A 16,176-nucleotide genomic window follows, 5' to 3' on the forward strand; every position below is an offset into this window, starting at 1 on the left:
TCACATGTACGCGCTCCTGTTCCGCCTGATCTTCAAGCGCCTCGACCCCGAGCGGGCGCACCACCTCGCCTTCGGCTGGATCCGGCTCGCCGCCCGGATCCCCGTCCTGCGCACCTTCGTCGCCGCGCTGCTCGCGCCCCGCGACCCCGCGCTGCGGATCGAGGCCCTGGGCCGCCGCATGCACGGCCCCTTCGGGCTCGCCGCCGGGTTCGACAAGAACGCGGTCGGCATCGACGGGCTGACCATGCTGGGCTTCGACCACGTCGAGATCGGCACCGTCACCGCCCAGCCGCAGCCCGGCAACCCGCGGCAGCGGCTGTTCCGCCTGGTCGAGGACCGGGCGCTGATCAACCGCATGGGCTTCAACAACGAGGGATCCGCCGCGGTGGCCGAACGCCTGGAAGCCCGCACGGCGGTCTTCCCGACGACCGTCGGCGTCAACATCGGCAAGACCAAGGTCGTCCCCGAGGACGAGGCCGTCGCGGACTACGTGGCCTCGACGGAGCGACTGGCCCGCTACGCCGACTACCTGGTCGTCAACGTCTCGTCGCCCAATACCCCCGGACTGCGGAACCTGCAGGCCGTCGACCACCTGCGGCCGCTGCTCACCGCCGTGCGCGAGGCCGCCGACCGCACCGTGCCCGGCCGCCGGGTCCCGCTGCTCGTCAAGATCGCGCCCGACCTCGCCGACGCGGACGTGGACGCCGTCGCCGACCTCGCCCTCGAACTCGGCCTGGACGGCATCATCGCCACCAACACCACCATCGCCCGCGACGGGCTCGGCCTGCGCGCCGATCCCTCCCTGGCCGCGGAGACCGGCGGGCTGTCCGGCGCCCCGCTGAAGGCCCGCTCCCTGGAGGTGCTGCGCCGCCTGTACGCCCGGGTCGGCGACCGGATCACCCTGGTCGGCGTCGGCGGCGTGGAGACCGCGGACGACGTCTGGCAGCGCATCCTCGCCGGGGCGACGCTGGTCCAGGGCTACAGCGCCTTCGTCTACCAGGGCCCCTTCTGGTGCCGGACGATCCACCGCGGCCTGGCGACCCGCCTCGGGAACAGCCCGTACGCGACCCTCGCCGACGCCGTCGGCGCCGACACCCGGAAGGCAGCCGCCCCGTGATGACCCCCGAGCCCTTCGGCGCACGCCTGCGCCGCGCCATGGACACCCGCGGCCCGCTCTGCGTCGGGATCGACCCGCACTCCTCCCTGCTCACCGCCTGGGGCCTGGACGACGACGTCGCCGGCCTGGAGCGCTTCACCCGCACTGTGGTGGAGGCCCTGGCCGACCGCGTGGCGGTGCTGAAGCCGCAGAGCGCCTTCTTCGAGCGCTTCGGCTCGCGCGGGACCGCCGTCCTGGAGCGCGCGGTCGCCGACGCCCGTGAGGCGGGCGCGCTCGTGTTGACGGACGCCAAGCGCGGCGACATCGGCTCCACGATGGACGCGTACGCCGCCACCTACCTCGACCCGGCGTCACCGCTCTTCTCCGACGCCGTCACCGTCAGCCCCTACCTGGGCTTCGGCTCCCTGCGCCCGGCCCTGGACGCGGCGCGCGCGAGCGGCAGCGGGGTCTTCGTCCTCGCGCTGACCTCGAACCCGGAGGGCGCGGAGGTCCAGCGGTCAACCGCGCCGGACGGCAGGTCGCTCGCACAGGTGATGCTGGACCACATCGCCGCCGAGAACGCGGGCGCCGCGCCCCTGGGCTCCGTCGGCGCGGTCGTCGGCGCGACCCTGGACCGGGCCGGCGTCGGACTGGCCGTGAACGGTCCGCTCCTCGCCCCCGGAATCGGCGCCCAGGGGGCCACGGCCCAGGACCTGCCGAGGGTCTTCGGCGACGCGGTGCGCAATGTCGTACCCAGCGTGAGCCGGGGCGTTCTGCGGCACGGTCCGTCGGTCTCCGCGCTGCGTGAAGCGGCCCTCCAGCAGGCCGCGGAACTCGCCGAAGCCGTCAAGTAGGAGTCAAGACGTCCGGAAACCTGCTCAGTTTTGTCCGGAAAGTCCTGGTCGATTGACGCTGACCAGGACTTTTCTTCTTGTTTGCGCTGACTGTGAGCGTTCGGGCCGCTAGTCTCCGACGAGAGCGCGCAAGGTGCGCGTTTCACGTTGCCCCTGCAGGTGGGGGGCAGCTAGGTTCCACACCGATCCGTATCCGACAGTTCTACTTCCGAGGTGACGTAGGCGTGGCTCTTCCGCCCCTTACCCCTGAACAGCGCGCTGCCGCGCTCGAGAAGGCCGCCGCGGCTCGCCGGGAGCGCGCCGAGGTCAAGAATCGGCTCAAGCACTCCGGCGCCTCGCTGCACGAGGTCATCAAGCAGGGCCAGGAGAACGACGTCATCGGCAAGATGAAGGTCTCCGCCCTCCTGGAGTCCCTGCCCGGCGTGGGCAAGGTCCGTGCCAAGCAGATCATGGAGCGGCTCGGCATCTCCGAGAGCCGCCGGGTCCGTGGGCTCGGCTCCAACCAGATCGCTTCCCTGGAGCGCGAGTTCGGCAGCCCCGCTGCCTGACGTTCCCAGCACCCCCCGGGAACCGGGATAATCGCTCCATGAGTGAACGTCCGCGGCTGACCGTGCTCTCCGGCCCCTCGGGGGTCGGCAAGAGCACGGTCGTCGCTCATATGCGCACAGTCCACCCCGAGGTCTGGCTCTCGGTCTCGGCCACCACCCGCAGGCCGCGGCCCGGGGAGGAGCACGGGGTGCACTACTTCTTCGTCGACAGTGACGAGTTCGACAAGCTCGTCGCCAACGGCGAACTGCTCGAGTGGGCCGAATTCGCCGGCAACCGCTACGGCACCCCGCGCCAGGCCGTCCTGGAGCGACTGGACGCCGGCGAGCCGGTCCTGCTGGAGATCGACCTCCAGGGCGCACGCCAGGTCCGGGAGTCGATGCCCGACGCCCAGCTGATCTTCCTCGCACCGCCGAGCTGGGACGAGCTGGTCCGCCGGCTCACCGGCCGCGGCACCGAGCCGCCGGACGTCATCGAGCGCCGCCTGGAGGCCGCCCGCGTCGAGCTGGCGGCCGAGACGGAGTTCGACACCACCCTGGTCAACACCTCCGTCGAGGACGTCGCGCGTGAGCTGCTAGTCTTGATGACCGTAGACTGATCTTTTGCGGCCTTTTCCGGGCCCCACCGGGAGCCGACCAGCGAGTCCGGCCCGCGGGACCGCCCGGGGCGCAGCAGGTCGTCCATGTTGATCAAGGTTCATCCAGTCCATCCAATCGGAAGGTAGAGCGTGTCCTCTTCCATCACCGCGCCCGAGGGCATCATCAACCCGCCGATCGACGAGCTGCTCGAGGCCACCGACTCGAAGTACAGCCTCGTGATCTACGCGGCCAAGCGCGCCCGTCAGATCAACGCGTACTACTCGCAGCTCGGCGAAGGCCTGCTCGAGTACGTCGGCCCCCTCGTGGACACCCACGTGCACGAGAAGCCGCTGTCGATCGCGCTGCGCGAGATCAACGCGGGTCTGCTGACCTCCGAGGCCATCGAGGGCCCGGCGCAGTAGTACGACCCACGCACGCACCAGGGGGCCCGGCGGCCGAGCCGCCGGGCCCGTGGTGTGTCATGGGCGGGTACGCACACGGGTCCACACAGCGCGGGAGAGACGATGGGGAAGCCACAGGTCGTCCTGGGCGTGAGCGGCGGGATCGCCGCGTACAAGGCGTGCGAGCTGCTGCGCCGGTTCACCGAGTCCGGCCACGAGGTGCGGGTCGTGCCCACCGCCTCGGCGCTGCACTTCGTCGGTGAGGCGACCTGGTCCGCGCTGTCGGGCAACCCCGTCTCGACGGAGGTCTGGGAGTCCGTCCACGAGGTGCCGCACGTGCGCATCGGGCAGGGCGCCGACCTGGTCGTGGTCGCCCCCGCCACCGCCGACGTGCTGGCCAAGGCGGCCCACGGGCTCGCCGACGACCTGCTGACCAACACCCTGCTGACCGCACGCTGCCCGGTGGTGTTCGCGCCCGCCATGCACACCGAGATGTGGGAGCACGCGGCCACCCAGGAGAACGTGGCCACGCTCCGCCGCCGCGGCGCGATCGTGATCGAACCCGCCGTCGGCCGGCTCACCGGCGTCGACACCGGCAAGGGCCGGCTGCCCGACCCCGCCGAGATCTTCGAGGCCTGCCGCCGGGTGCTGCTGCGCGGCCCGCGCGCCCTGGCGGCCGACTTGGCCGGACGCCACGTCGTGGTCAGCGCCGGCGGCACCCGTGAGCCGCTGGACCCCGTCCGCTACCTGGGCAACCGCTCCTCCGGCAAGCAGGGCTACGCCCTGGCCCGCACCGCCGTCGCGCGCGGGGCCAGGGTCACCCTGATCGCCGCGAACACCGCGCTCGCCGACCCGGCGGGCGTCGACGTGGTCCGGGTCGGCACCGCCGTGCAACTGCGCAAGGCGGTCCTGAAGGCCGCCGCCGACGCCGACGCGGTGGTCATGGCGGCGGCCGTCGCCGACTTCCGTCCGGCCCACTACGCCGAGGGCAAGATCAAGAAGAAGGACGGCGAGGAGCCCGCGCCGGTCGCGCTGGTGCGCAACCCCGACGTCCTCGCCGAGCTCTCCGCCGAACGGCCCAACGCCGCGCAGGTCGTCGTGGGCTTCGCCGCCGAGACCGATGACGTCCTGGTCAACGGCCGTGCCAAGCTCGCCCGCAAGGGGTGCGATCTGCTCGTCGTCAACGAGGTCGGCGACTCCAAAGCCTTCGGGACCGAGGAGAACGAGGCTGTGATCCTCGGCGCCGACGGCAGTGAGACCCAGGTGCCGCACGGTCCCAAGGAGGCCCTGGCCGAGCAGGTCTGGGACCTGGTCGCCCGGCGTCTTGCCTGATCATCGCCCCGGCGGCGGTACGACATTGCGTGTCGTGCGAGCGAGCTACTGGCGTTCGGGGCCGGGGTGATGGACAGTGTTGCAGGTCACGGCCTTCCCAACCTTCGAGATGCCGTGTCCGTCTTCGTGGTACGAACGATAAACTGACCCCTGGCCAGCCGGGCGCAGCCCCGCGCGAGCCACCCATGATCAGCCAGCAGCCGCTGCAACCCCAGGGAGCGATGTGTCCCGCCGCCTGTTCACCTCCGAGTCCGTGACCGAGGGCCACCCCGACAAGATCGCCGACCAGATCAGCGACACGATCCTCGACGCACTGCTCAAGGAGGACCCCACCTCCCGCGTCGCCGTCGAGACGTTGATCACCACCGGTCTGGTGCACGTCGCGGGCGAGGTCACCACCAAGGGCTACGCGGACATCGCGACCCTGGTGCGCAACAAGATCCTCGACATCGGTTACGACTCCTCGAAGAAGGGCTTCGACGGCGCCTCCTGCGGTGTCTCGGTGTCCATCGGCGCGCAGTCCCCGGACATCGCGCAGGGTGTCGACACGGCGTACGAGAACCGGGTCGAAGGCGATGAGGACGAGCTCGACAAGCAGGGCGCGGGCGACCAGGGCCTGATGTTCGGCTACGCCTGCGACGAGACCCCCGAGCTGATGCCGCTCCCGATCACGCTCGCCCACCGGCTCTCCCGGCGCCTGACCGAGGTCCGCAAGAACGGGACCATCCCGTACCTGCGCCCCGACGGCAAGACGCAGGTCACCATCGAGTACAACGGCGACAAGGCCGTCCGCCTGGACACCGTCGTCGTCTCCTCGCAGCACGCCAGCGACATCGACCTGGACTCGCTGCTCGCGCCCGACATCCGCGAGTTCGTCGTGGAGCCGGAGCTGCGGGCTCTCCTGGACGACGGCATCAAGATCGACACCGAGGGCTACCGCCTGCTGGTCAACCCGACCGGGCGTTTCGAGATCGGCGGCCCGATGGGTGACGCCGGCCTCACCGGTCGCAAGATCATCATCGACACGTACGGCGGCATGGCCCGCCACGGCGGTGGCGCGTTCTCCGGCAAGGACCCGTCCAAGGTCGACCGCAGCGCCGCCTACGCGATGCGCTGGGTCGCCAAGAACGTCGTCGCCGCGGGCCTCGCCTCGCGCTGCGAGGTCCAGGTCGCGTACGCGATCGGCAAGGCGGAGCCCGTCGGCCTCTTCGTCGAGACCTTCGGCACCCACACCGTGGACCCCGAGCGCATCGAGCAGGCCATCGGCCAGGTCTTCGACCTGCGTCCCGCGGCGATCATCCGCGACCTCGACCTGCTGCGCCCGATCTACTCCCAGACCGCTGCGTACGGGCACTTCGGCCGTGCCCTCCCGGATTTCACCTGGGAGCGCACCGACCGCGTCGACGCGCTGCGCGAGACGGTCGGCCTGTAAGGCCGCACCGCACAGGGCATCGGGGACGGCCCCGGACCGAACGGTCCGGGGCCGTCCCCGTTCTCGTCCCCGCCCCGGGCAGCGGGCAGCGGGCGGCACCGCGCTGTCCGAGCCTTCTGGTAACACTGAGGCTGTGAGCAGCGAGGACCAGCACGGCACACCCCCGGCGGACGGGCCGCAGGGGGGAGAGCAGCTCGCGCTCATCCGGGAGACGGTGCGCAAGGCCAAGGAGCCCCGGGCCAAGCCGCGGACCTGGCGGGGGGCCGCACTGGCCGACGGGCTGCCGGTGGCCCGGGTCCTGGTCGACAAGGGGCTGCTCCACCTCGACCAGTACTTCGACTACGCCGTGCCCGCCCAGATGGACGCCGAGGCGCGTCCCGGCGTGCGGGTCCGCGTGCGCTTCGGCGCGCGCGTGGTGAAGGGCCGCCGCGAGGGCGGGGAACTGCACGACGGCTTCATCGTCGACCGGCTGGCCGAGAGCGACTACCGGGGACCGCTCGCGCCGCTCGCCCAGGTGCTCTCCCCGGAGGAGGTGCTGACCCCGGAGCTGCTGCGGCTGTGCCGCGCGGTCGCCGACCGCTATGCCGGGGCGCTCGCCGACGTCGTCCAGCTCGCGGTGCCGCCGCGGCGGGCGAAGGCCGAGGCCGAACCGGCCCGCGACCCGCTGCCCGCCCCCGCGCCGGTGGACCCCGGACCGTGGCGGCGGTACGCCACCGGCCCCGCCTTCCTGCAGGCCCTGTCCCGCGGCGACACCCCGCGGGCAGTGTGGACCGCACTGCCCGGACCGACCTGGCCCGAGGAGATCGCCCGCGCCATGGCGGCGGCCCTGGCCTCGGGGCGCGGAGCGCTCGCGGTCGTCCCCGACGGCCGTGCCGCCGCCCGCGTCGACACCGCGCTGACCGCGCTCCTCGGTGGCGGACACCATGTGCTGCTCACCGCGGACGCCGGGCCCGAGGAGCGGTACCGCCGCTGGCTCGCCGTGAGCCGGGGCAGTGTCCGTGCCGTCGTGGGCACCCGGGCCGCCATGTTCGCGCCCGTGGCCGGCCTCGGGCTGACCGTGCTGTGGGACGACGGCGACTCCAGCCACGCGGAACCGCACGCCCCGCAGCCGCACGCCCGCGACGTCCTGCTGCTGCGCGCCGCCGAGGAAGGTGCCGGATTCCTTCTCGGCGGTCTCACCTGCACCGTCGAGGGCGCCCAACTCGTCGACAGCCAGTGGGCGTTGCCCATCACGGCGCCGCGCGAACGGGTGCGGGCCACGGCGCCGCTGGTGCGCACCGTCGGCGAGGGCGACGAGGCGCGGGACGCCGCGGCGCGCGCCGCGCGCCTGCCGAGCGTGGCGTGGCAGGTCACCCGGGAGGCCCTCCAGCGCGGACCGGTGCTCGTGCAGGTGCCGCGGCGCGGCTATGTGCCGCGGCTGGCCTGCGAGCGCTGCCGGGAACCCGCGCGCTGCGCGCAGTGCGCCGGGCCGCTCCAGCTCGGCGACGGCGACAGCGCGCCGCACTGCGGCTGGTGCGGACGGCCCGAGGCCGCCTGGCACTGCACGGAGTGCGGCGGCTTCCGGCTGCGCGCCCAGGTGGTGGGCGTCCGCCGCACCGCCGACGAACTCGGCCGCGCCTTCGCCAAGGTGCCCGTGCGGACCTCCGGCCGTGACGGGGTGCTCGCCTCGGTGCCGGAGACGCCCTCGCTGGTGATCTCGACGCCCGGCGCCGAGCCGGTCGCCGACGGCGGGTACGCGGCCGCGCTGCTGCTCGACGGCTGGGCCCTGCTCAACCGGCCCGATCTGCGAGCGGGGGAGGAGACCCTGCGCCGCTGGGCCCACGCCGCCGCCCTGGTGCGCCCGGCCGGGGAGGGCGGCACCGTCGTGGTCATGGCGGAGCCGACGCTCCGTCCGGTGCAGGCCCTGGTGCGGTGGGACCCGGTCGGTCATGCCGTGCGGGAGCTGGCGGAACGCGCCGAACTGGGCTTTCCCCCGGTCTCCCGGATGGCTTCGGTGAGCGGGCGCCCCGCTGCCGTCGCGGACCTGCTGGACACCGTCCGCCTCCCGGAGGGCACCGACATCCTGGGGCCCGTGCCGCTGCCCGTCGTCGACCCGGCGCGTCCGCGCCGCAGCGGCGACACCCCGCCCGGTGAGCGGTGGGACCGTGTGCTGCTGCGTGTGCGTCCTGGGAACGGCGCGGCGCTCGCCGCCGCGCTCAAGGCCGCGCAGACCGCGCGGATCGCCCGCAAGGAGGCCGACCCGGTGCGGGTGCGCATCGACCCGCCCGACATCGGCTGAGTCGCGCCCGGACACGCTTCCGCCCCGGCGTCCGGCCTGGTGAGGCGCGGTGGGCGGCGGGGCGGGAAAGCGTATGAGGGGGGAGCGGGAAGTCAGCCGGTGCGGGGAGCGGGGACCGCGCCGGGGATGCTGTCGTCGCGGGGCGCGGCGGAGGGCATGGCGCGGGCCGCGGGGACGGTCGGCGCGGGGATGGTCGGCGCCGGGACCGACGCGACGGCCGACGCGGGGGAGTCGGGCTCGCCGTGCGGCTCCGCCGATGCCGCGGCGGCGGCACGACGGGTGCCGTAGCGGCGGTGGACGGCCTGCTTGGTCACGCCCAGCGCGGAGCCGACGGCGTCCCAGGAGAAGCCCAGGGAGCGGTCGAACTCCACCGCCGCGGTCACCAGGGTCTCGACGCTGTCCCGCAGTTCCTGGGCGAGCCGTACGGTGGGTGCGGGCGCCCGGCCGTAGACGACGAATCCGGCGGACGGGCCGCTGCGCCGGGGGCGGTAGACATTGCCCAACTGGGTGGTGAGGGTGCGCAGCGCGTCGACCTGTCGGCGGACCCGCTCGATGTCCCGCACCAGCAGGTGAAGGCTCGCCCTGGCCTGGGCGTCGTGAGTTGCGTGTTCGGGCATCAACTGGCCTCTCGAGCCGGCTCGTGTCGGTCAATCTCCTTTGACATCAACGCGCCAGCCGCCCGCGGAGTCACGCAGCAGGGGCGCATCCCGTTCGCCGGGGGGCGCGAGAAGCCGTGCGCGCCCCCACCCTGTCGGCCCATAGACTGGTGCGGTTGCCCACCCGCCGACCACCGCCGTCCACCCATGGAGCCCGCCGCGTGTCCGTCCAGCCGATCCGCCTCTTCGGCGACCCCGTGCTGCGCATCAAGGCGCAGCCCGTGACCGTGTTCGACAAAGAGCTGCGCACCCTCGTCAAGGATCTCGAGGAGACGATGCGCGACGCTCCCGGCGCGGGCCTGGCGGCCCCTCAGATCGGTGTGTCGCTGCGGGTGTTCACGTACCACGTCGACGGGGTGGTCGGCCATCTGGTCAACCCCGACCTGAGCCTGAGCGACGACGAGCAGGACGGCCCCGAGGGCTGCCTCTCGCTGCCCGGACTGCGCTTCGACACCAAGCGCGCGCACGGCGTCGTGGCCAGCGGCTTCACCATGTACGGCGACCCCGTCACCATCGAGGGCACCGAGCTGCTCGCGCGCTGCATCCAGCACGAGACCGACCACCTCGACGGGATCATCTTCATCGACCGGCTCGATCCCGAGCAGCGCAAGGCCGCCATGAAGGCGATACGGGAGGCGGAGTGGACCGGGCAGCCCGCGCCCGAGGTCCGCGTCTCGCCGCACAGCACCTTCGGCCGCGCTCTGTAGCGCCGCGTTCCGCAGAAAGGCACCGCACCCGCATGAGGCTCGTCTTCGCCGGCACCCCCGAGGTCGCCGTTCCCGCACTCGACGCACTGATCGCCTCCGGCCGCCACGAGGTCGCCGCCGTCGTCACACGGCCCGACGCCGTCGCGGGCCGCGGGCGCAAGCTCGTCGCCAGCCCGGTCGCCCAGCGCGCCGAGGAGGCCGGGATCGAGGTGCTCAAGCCCGCGCGTCCCCGTGACGAGAACTTCCTGGCGCGGCTGCGCGAGATCGCGCCCGACTGCTGCCCGGTCGTCGCCTACGGCGCCCTGCTGCCCCGCGTGGCCCTGGACGTACCGGCCCGCGGGTGGGTCAACCTGCACTTCTCCCTGCTGCCCGCCTGGCGCGGGGCGGCGCCCGTCCAGCACGCGGTGATGGCCGGCGACGAGGTCACCGGCGCCTCCACGTTCCTCATCGAGGAGGGCCTGGACTCCGGCCCGGTCTACGGCGTCGTCACCGAGGACGTGCGGTCCCGGGACACCAGCGGCGACCTGCTCACCCGGCTCGCCCACAGCGGGGCGAAGCTGCTGGCGGCCACCATGGACGGCATCGAGGACGGTTCGCTGGTCGCCCGCCCGCAGCCCGCCGAGGGCATCACGACGGCCCCCAAGATCACCGTCGAGGACGCCCTGATCGACTGGAAGGCGCCCGCGCTGCGCGTGGACCGCTTGGTCCGCGGCTGCACCCCGGCCCCGGGGGCCTGGACCCTCTTCGGCGGCGAGCGGATGAAGATCGGCCCCGTGACCCTGCTGCCTGAGCACACCGGCCTCGCCCCCGGCGAGCTGGAGGTCACCAAGCGGGCCGTGCTCGTCGGCACCGGCAGCCACGCCGTGGAACTGGGCGAGGTGCGCCCGCAGGGCAAGAAGCCGATGGCCGCCGCCGACTGGGCGCGCGGCGTCCGCGTTCCCTCCGGGGAGCGGCTGGGCGCGTGACCGCGCGTCCCACGTACGCTCGGAACCGGGGCACGACGCCCCGCCGTACCACCGACCTTCCCGGAGCACCTTTCACGTGAGCGAACCGTCACGCCGCCGATCCCAGCCCGCCGCCCGGCAGGGCCGCTCGCAGGGCGCGCCGCCGCAAGGCGGCCGGCCCTACCGCAAGCCGCAGCGCGACCCCGTGCGCATCCTGGCCTTCGAGGCACTTCGGGCCGTCGACGAGCGCGACGCGTACGCCAACCTCGTCCTCCCCTCGCTGCTGCGCGAGGCCGAGGCCGAGGCGGTGCGCAAGGGCAGGGAGTTCGACCGGCGGGACGCCGCGCTGGCCACCGAGCTGGTCTACGGAACGCTGCGCCGCCGGGGCACCTACGACGCGGTGATCGCGGCCTGCGTGGACCGCCCGCTGCGCGAGGTGGACCCGCCGGTGCTGGACGTGCTCTCGCTCGGCGCCCACCAGCTGCTGGGCACGCGCATCCCGACGCACGCCGCCGTCTCCGCGACCGTGGAGCTGGCCCGGGTCGTGCTGGGCGACGGGCGGTCGAAGTTCGTCAACGCCGTCCTGCGCCGCATCGCCGCGCAGGACCTGGACGCGTGGCTGGACGAGGTCGCCCCGCCCTACGACGAGGACCCGGAGGACCACCTCGCCGTCGTCCACTCCCACCCTCGGTGGATCGTCTCCGCCCTGTGGGACGCCCTCGGCGGCGGTCGCGCCGGCATGGAGGAACTGCTCGCGGCGGACAACGAGCGCCCGGAGGTCACGCTGGTCGCCCGGCCGGGCCGCGTCACACCGCAGGAGCTGGCCGACGCGCTGCCCGCGGACGCCACCGCGCCGGGCCGCTGGTCGCCGTACGCCGTCCGCCTCGCCGAGGGCGGCGACCCGGCGGCCGTCGAGGCGGTGCGCGAGGGCCGGGCCGGCGTGCAGGACGAGGGCAGCCAGCTCGTGGCCGCGGCCCTGGCCGCGGCGCCGCTCGGGGACGGCCCGGACCGGTTGTGGCTGGACGGCTGCGCGGGTCCCGGCGGCAAGGCGGCGCTGCTGGCCGCGCTCGCGGCGCAGCGCGGGGCGGCGCTGGTCGCCTCGGAGAAGCAGCCGCACCGTGCCCGTCTCGTGGCCCGCACGCTGGCGGGGAACCCGGGGCCGTACGGGGTGATCGTCGCCGACGGCACCCGTCCGGCGTGGCGGCCGGGCGCCTTCGACCGCGTCCTGGTCGATGTGCCCTGCACGGGTCTGGGGGCCCTGCGGCGCAGGCCGGAGGCCCGCTGGCGGCGCCGCGCCGAGGACCTCGCGGGCTTCGCGCCGTTGCAGCGCGGGCTGCTGGAATCAGCGCTGCGCGCGGTGCGGGTCGGCGGCGTCGTCGGCTACGCCACCTGCTCGCCCCATCCGGCGGAAACCCGGGCCGTCGTCGAGGACGTGCTGGCCGCCCCCGGGGCCGTCCCCGTCGAGTGGGTCGACGCCCGGCCGCTGATGGCCGGTGTGGCGGACCTCGGGGAGGGCCCCGACGTCCAGCTCTGGCCGCACCTGCACGGCACGGACGCGATGTACCTCGCGCTCCTGCGACGCACTGGCTGAGCGCGCCGAACCGCGGGTTCCTCACGGCCCCGGGGCGGGTGCAGCCGTGCTCGGCGGTTGCACCACGTCCGGGTGTCGGCACGCCGAGGGCGGCCGGCTCAGTCGCGAACGAAGTTCGCGGACTCGTTCCGCCACAGGTCGGTGCCGCTGAAGGGGTTGCGCTGGAGCCGCCCCTGGAACGTACGCACCAGGAACTCCACGATGCCGCACTCGTAGCGGGTCCACGCCGGTTCGTCGGGACCGGGGTGCCTGCGGCGGACGACGACCGGCCACTCGTCCGGTTCGCCGGAGGTGGCCCAGAACGTGGCGTCGCCGTCAGGGGTGCCGCCCCACAGGAAAAGGCCGCCGGGCACCAGGTATTTCCGGATAGAGGCCCTCCACGCCTTCTTCCTGGTAGGCCCCGCTCGGAAGGACCCCGGAGAGCTTTCCGACCTCGTCGGCGGGGACCGGCGGCACGATCTGGAGGTAGCGCGCGATCTCGCCCGGCCCGTACGTCTCCATCAGCCACAGGTAGTCGGCGGGCAACCGGGTCCCGTAGCCCCGCACGATCTCGTCCGGGCTCAGCAGCGCCGCCCACGTGTCGGCCGGCGGCTCGAGGAGCCGCACCAGCTCGTCCCTCAAGGACCTGCATCCTCCGGTCTCGCCCTGCCTCCGCGGCGCGGCCCGCGGAGCGCACCCATGTCGCCCGCGCATGCCGTCGTGCGCGCCCGGCGGATTCTGCCACCCGCTGCGGCGGGGGCGATACGCATGGTCGGCACGCACTCGAAGAACGTGCCTGCCGGGTGTGCCGCTTCTAGACTGAGGCTGGTCGAAATGTCCTTGATGAGAGAGTTGGGCACCATGTCCAAGCGAGGAAACAAGAGGCGCGCCCGCAAGAAGAAGGGCGCCAACCACGGCAAGCGTCCCAACGCGTGAGGCCCGGGCGCACCGCCGCCCGGCCCACCGGGGACGTCCTGTCCCGTCCGTGACCGCCCGCGCCGCCGCGCGGGCGGTCACGGACGTTCCGGGGCCACCGCGTTCCGGGGCGGCGTGATCTGACGGAGCGGCACCCGCGCGACGGCGCCCGCGCACGGTGCCGGCGGGGCGCCGGGTTTTCCACAGGCGCGGCGCCCGAGTGCGCGGCCGGGGCGCCCGCACCGCCATACTGGGAGCATGGCCGTGCAGATCAACCCCAGCATCCTCTCCGCCGACTTCGCCCGGCTCGCCGAAGAAGCCCGTGCGGTGGAGGGAGCCGACTGGCTCCACGTCGACGTGATGGACAATCACTTCGTCCCCAACCTCACGCTCGGTGTGCCGGTCGTCGAGTCGCTGCGCAAGGCGACGGAGACCCCGCTCGACTGCCACCTGATGATCGAGGACCCGGACCGCTGGGCCCCGGCGTACGTCGAGGCGGGCGCCGGCTCCGTCACCTTCCATGTCGAGGCCGCAGCCGCTCCCGTGCGTCTGGCCCGCGAGATCCGCGCCATGGGCGCCCGGGCGTCGATGGCGCTCAAGCCCGCCACCCCGGTCGAGCCCTACGAGGACCTGCTGCCCGAGCTCGACATGCTGCTGATCATGACGGTGGAGCCGGGCTTCGGCGGCCAGGCCTTCCTCGACATCATGCTCCCCAAGATCCGCCGGGCCCGGCAGCTGATCGAGAGGCACGGCCTGGAGCTGTGGCTCCAGGTGGACGGCGGCGTGTCCGCGTCCACGATCGAGCGCTGCGCGGAGGCCGGCGCCGACGTCTTCGTCGCCGGTTCCGCGGTCTACGGAGCGGAGGATCCCGCCGAGGCCGTACGCGCGCTGCGCAAGCAGGCCGCGGCCGCCTGCGCGCACTGACCACTCCTTGGGCGGCGTGCTCCGGTACCCGTTAGTACGTGCGAGGATGAGCGCGGAGCCGATCAGATGGGCAACTGGGGAGAGAACGTGACCACAGGCCGCACAGGGGTGCGCATGGGCCCCGGCGAGATGGTCCAGGCGGCGGCGATGGCACGCCGTTTCTACTTGGAGGGGAAGTCCAAGATCCAGATCGCCGAGGAGTTCGGCGTGAGCCGCTTCAAGGTGGCACGGGTCCTGGAGACCGCCCTCGAACGCGATCTGGTGCGCATCGAGATCCGGGTCCCCGCCGAACTCGACGCCGAACGCTCCGACGCCCTGCGCGCCCGCTACGGCCTGCGGCACGCGGTCGTCGTCGAATCCCCCGCCGACGAGTCGGACGGCCCCGACCCGGAGAACCTGGGCGCGGTCGCCGCGCAGCTGCTCGGCGAACTGGTCAGCGAGGGCGACGTGCTGGGCCTGGCCTGGGGCCGCTCCATCATCACCATGGCCAACGCCCTCGACCGGCTCCCGCCCTGCACGGTCGTCCAGCTGACCGGCGTGTACGACGCGGGCACCGCCGACCGCGGGTCGGTCGAGGCGGTGCGCACCGCCGCGGCCGTCTCCGGGGGCGAGGCCCACCCCATGTACGCCCCGATGGTGCTGGCCGACCCGGCCACCGCCGCCGCGCTGCGGGCCCAGAGCGGCATCGCGGCCGCCATGAGCTACTTCGACAAGGTCACCGTCGCCGTCGTCTCCATCGGTTCGTGGGCGGCCGGCATCTCCACGGTGCACGACGCGCTCACCGACGCCGAGCGCGAGCACTACGCGTCGCTGGGCGTGGCCGCCGAGATGTCCTCGCACCTCTTCGACACCGAGGGCCGCCTCGTCGGGCGCGACCTGGGCGAGCGCTGCATCACCATCGAGGCGGACCGGCTGCGCCGCATCCCGGAGGTGCTGGCGATCGCGGGCGGGCGGCGCAAGGCCGTCGCCGTGGACGCGGTCCTGCGCTCCGGCCTGGTCACCAGCATCGTCACCGACACGTCGGCGGCGGACTATCTGCTGGAGTCCACCGAGCCCATGCCCCGCCCCGCGCTGGACCGCGCCGACCCCGCGGGCCCGTGAGCCTGTGAGCCTGTCCTAGCTCCCTGGTTCACGCCCCCGGACTGCGCTCGGGTGCGTCGGCCAGACGGTCGAGCCATTCGGTCAGCAGGGTGCGTTCGCCGGCCGTCAGCGCCGCGGTGCCCGGATCGCGCAGGGCCTCGCGCAGTGCGCCGGCCCGACCCGCCACGGTCGCGGGCCCCGCGACGACGTTCTCCTCGCCGCCGTCGGTCGTGATCGTGCGCATCACGCTCTCGCGGGCGAGTTCGGACAGCCCCTGCTCCCGCTCCTGCGGCGAAGCGGCCAGCAGGGTGAGGACAACCCCGACCCCGTTGGCGTGCATGAAGCGGGTGGCCCGCTCCACGCTCATGCGCAGCCGTCCCGCGGACGCGACCCGGGCGATCAGCTCGCGCAGCATGTCCACCGCCCGGGCGGCGGAGCCCTCCGCGGCGCGCGCGTCGCCGTAGATCAGCCGGTAGTACGCGGGCATCGACAGCCCGAACTCCACGTGCAGGTCCCAGGAGCGCCGCAGGTCGGCGACGGGGTCGTCGGTCCACGAGAGCGCCTGCTTGTCCGCCAGGTAGCCCTGGAAGCCGTACTCGGCGACCGCGTCGAGCAGGCCCTCCTTGTCCCCGAACACCCGGTAGAGGGTGGGCGCCTGGACCCCGGCCGCCGCGCTCACGGCGCGGGTGGACACCGCCTCCCGGCCTCCCTCGGTCAGCAGTTCCGCGGCGGCCCGCAGGAGCCGTTCCCGTGTGCCGGGCGTCGATGCCTGTGCTGCCGCTTCGCTCATGGTGCCAATGATAACGAATCGGACTTATCGTCGATAACGTATCGGTGTTACCTTTTATCCGATAACAGTGGAA

At 73.5% G+C, this 16,176-nt stretch carries 18 protein-coding genes; 14 read left to right on the forward strand and 4 right to left on the reverse strand.

The genetic code is table 11. The features are described 5' to 3' along the window. Positions 1–4: 4 nt before the first annotated feature. The 8 genes from ACIP64_RS33385 to ACIP64_RS33420 all read left to right on the forward strand — a co-directional run bounded on the left by ACIP64_RS33385 (position 5) and on the right by ACIP64_RS33420 (position 8,517). Entirely contained in the window at positions 5–1,117 is a 1,113-nt protein-coding gene (locus ACIP64_RS33385) for a quinone-dependent dihydroorotate dehydrogenase (protein ID WP_401594218.1), read from the forward strand. After that, positions 1,117–1,950 (forward strand): orotidine-5'-phosphate decarboxylase, encoded by an 834-nt coding sequence (gene pyrF / locus ACIP64_RS33390; RefSeq protein WP_401594221.1) that lies wholly within the window; start codon positions 1,117–1,119, stop codon positions 1,948–1,950. The genes ACIP64_RS33385 and pyrF overlap by 1 nt, the downstream gene beginning before the upstream one ends. 224 nt (positions 1,951–2,174) lie before the next feature. Beyond that, positions 2,175–2,498, forward strand: coding sequence for an integration host factor (locus ACIP64_RS33395; protein WP_018564176.1), 324 nt, complete (start codon positions 2,175–2,177; stop codon positions 2,496–2,498). A 38-nt stretch (positions 2,499–2,536) separates the two neighbouring features. After that, positions 2,537–3,094 (forward strand): guanylate kinase, encoded by a 558-nt coding sequence (gene gmk / locus ACIP64_RS33400; protein WP_401594225.1) that lies wholly within the window; start codon positions 2,537–2,539, stop codon positions 3,092–3,094. Between the two features lie 129 nt (positions 3,095–3,223). Beyond that, complete coding sequence (rpoZ, locus tag ACIP64_RS33405) at positions 3,224–3,496, forward strand: DNA-directed RNA polymerase subunit omega (protein WP_005319902.1); 273 nt, start codon at positions 3,224–3,226, stop codon at positions 3,494–3,496. Positions 3,497–3,598: 102 nt separating this feature from the next. Beyond that, positions 3,599–4,807, forward strand: a complete 1,209-nt coding sequence (coaBC, locus tag ACIP64_RS33410; protein WP_401594228.1) for a bifunctional phosphopantothenoylcysteine decarboxylase/phosphopantothenate--cysteine ligase CoaBC — start codon at positions 3,599–3,601, stop codon at positions 4,805–4,807. 223 nt (positions 4,808–5,030) lie between these two features. Continuing rightward, positions 5,031–6,239, forward strand: coding sequence for a methionine adenosyltransferase (gene metK, locus ACIP64_RS33415; protein WP_401594231.1), 1,209 nt, complete (start codon positions 5,031–5,033; stop codon positions 6,237–6,239). 133 nt (positions 6,240–6,372) lie between these two features. Beyond that, positions 6,373–8,517, forward strand: a complete 2,145-nt coding sequence (locus ACIP64_RS33420) for a primosomal protein N' (protein WP_401594234.1) — start codon at positions 6,373–6,375, stop codon at positions 8,515–8,517. A 92-nt stretch (positions 8,518–8,609) separates the two neighbouring features. Here the strand turns inward: ACIP64_RS33420 and ACIP64_RS33425 are convergent, their stop codons facing one another. After that, on the reverse strand, positions 8,610–9,134 hold the full coding sequence (locus ACIP64_RS33425) for a hypothetical protein (RefSeq protein WP_401594237.1): 525 nt from the start codon (positions 9,132–9,134) through the stop codon (positions 8,610–8,612). Positions 9,135–9,334: 200 nt separating this feature from the next. Here ACIP64_RS33425 and def point away from each other — a divergent pair, with 200 nt between their 5' ends. From def to ACIP64_RS33440, 3 genes are all read left to right on the forward strand, one after another. Next, positions 9,335–9,880 carry a peptide deformylase gene (gene def, locus ACIP64_RS33430; protein WP_401594240.1) on the forward strand — a complete coding sequence of 182 codons (546 nt, stop codon included), beginning with the start codon at positions 9,335–9,337 and terminating at the stop codon, positions 9,878–9,880. Positions 9,881–9,912: 32 nt separating this feature from the next. Continuing rightward, positions 9,913–10,845, forward strand: a complete 933-nt coding sequence (fmt, locus tag ACIP64_RS33435) for a methionyl-tRNA formyltransferase (protein WP_401594243.1) — start codon at positions 9,913–9,915, stop codon at positions 10,843–10,845. Positions 10,846–11,029: 184 nt separating this feature from the next. After that, positions 11,030–12,415: an RsmB/NOP family class I SAM-dependent RNA methyltransferase gene (locus ACIP64_RS33440; protein WP_401594354.1), complete on the forward strand. Its 1,386-nt coding sequence runs from the start codon at positions 11,030–11,032 to the stop codon at positions 12,413–12,415. Between the two features lie 98 nt (positions 12,416–12,513). On the opposite strand, the gene ACIP64_RS33445 is transcribed toward ACIP64_RS33440, so the two are convergent. Both ACIP64_RS33445 and ACIP64_RS33450 read right to left on the reverse strand, forming a co-directional pair. Continuing rightward, positions 12,514–12,768 (reverse strand): hypothetical protein, encoded by a 255-nt coding sequence (locus ACIP64_RS33445; protein ID WP_401594246.1) that lies wholly within the window; start codon positions 12,766–12,768, stop codon positions 12,514–12,516. After that, positions 12,731–13,036, reverse strand: coding sequence for a hypothetical protein (locus ACIP64_RS33450; protein WP_401594249.1), 306 nt, complete (start codon positions 13,034–13,036; stop codon positions 12,731–12,733). Before ACIP64_RS33450 ends, ACIP64_RS33445 begins: the two co-directional genes overlap by 38 nt. Positions 13,037–13,255: 219 nt before the next feature. Here ACIP64_RS33450 and ACIP64_RS33455 point away from each other — a divergent pair, with 219 nt between their 5' ends. From ACIP64_RS33455 to ACIP64_RS33465, 3 genes are all read left to right on the forward strand, one after another. Beyond that, positions 13,256–13,330, forward strand: coding sequence for a 50S ribosomal protein bL37 (locus tag ACIP64_RS33455; protein WP_373297613.1), 75 nt, complete (start codon positions 13,256–13,258; stop codon positions 13,328–13,330). 237 nt (positions 13,331–13,567) lie between these two features. Further along, the gene (gene rpe / locus ACIP64_RS33460) at positions 13,568–14,233 is read left to right on the forward strand and encodes a ribulose-phosphate 3-epimerase (RefSeq protein WP_360914847.1); all 666 of its coding nucleotides are present in this window, start codon (positions 13,568–13,570) and stop codon (positions 14,231–14,233) included. A gap of 66 nt (positions 14,234–14,299) precedes the next feature. Continuing rightward, on the forward strand, positions 14,300–15,334 hold the full coding sequence (locus ACIP64_RS33465; protein WP_360914844.1) for a sugar-binding domain-containing protein: 1,035 nt from the start codon (positions 14,300–14,302) through the stop codon (positions 15,332–15,334). 28 nt (positions 15,335–15,362) lie between these two features. Here ACIP64_RS33465 and ACIP64_RS33470 read toward each other — a convergent pair whose 3' ends face one another. Next, on the reverse strand, positions 15,363–16,103 hold the full coding sequence (locus tag ACIP64_RS33470) for a TetR/AcrR family transcriptional regulator (RefSeq protein ID WP_401594253.1): 741 nt from the start codon (positions 16,101–16,103) through the stop codon (positions 15,363–15,365). Positions 16,104–16,176 lie beyond the last annotated feature (73 nt).

This window comes from Streptomyces sp. NPDC088733 (assembly GCF_044751185.1).
GTDB lineage: Bacteria > Actinomycetota > Actinomycetes > Streptomycetales > Streptomycetaceae > Actinacidiphila.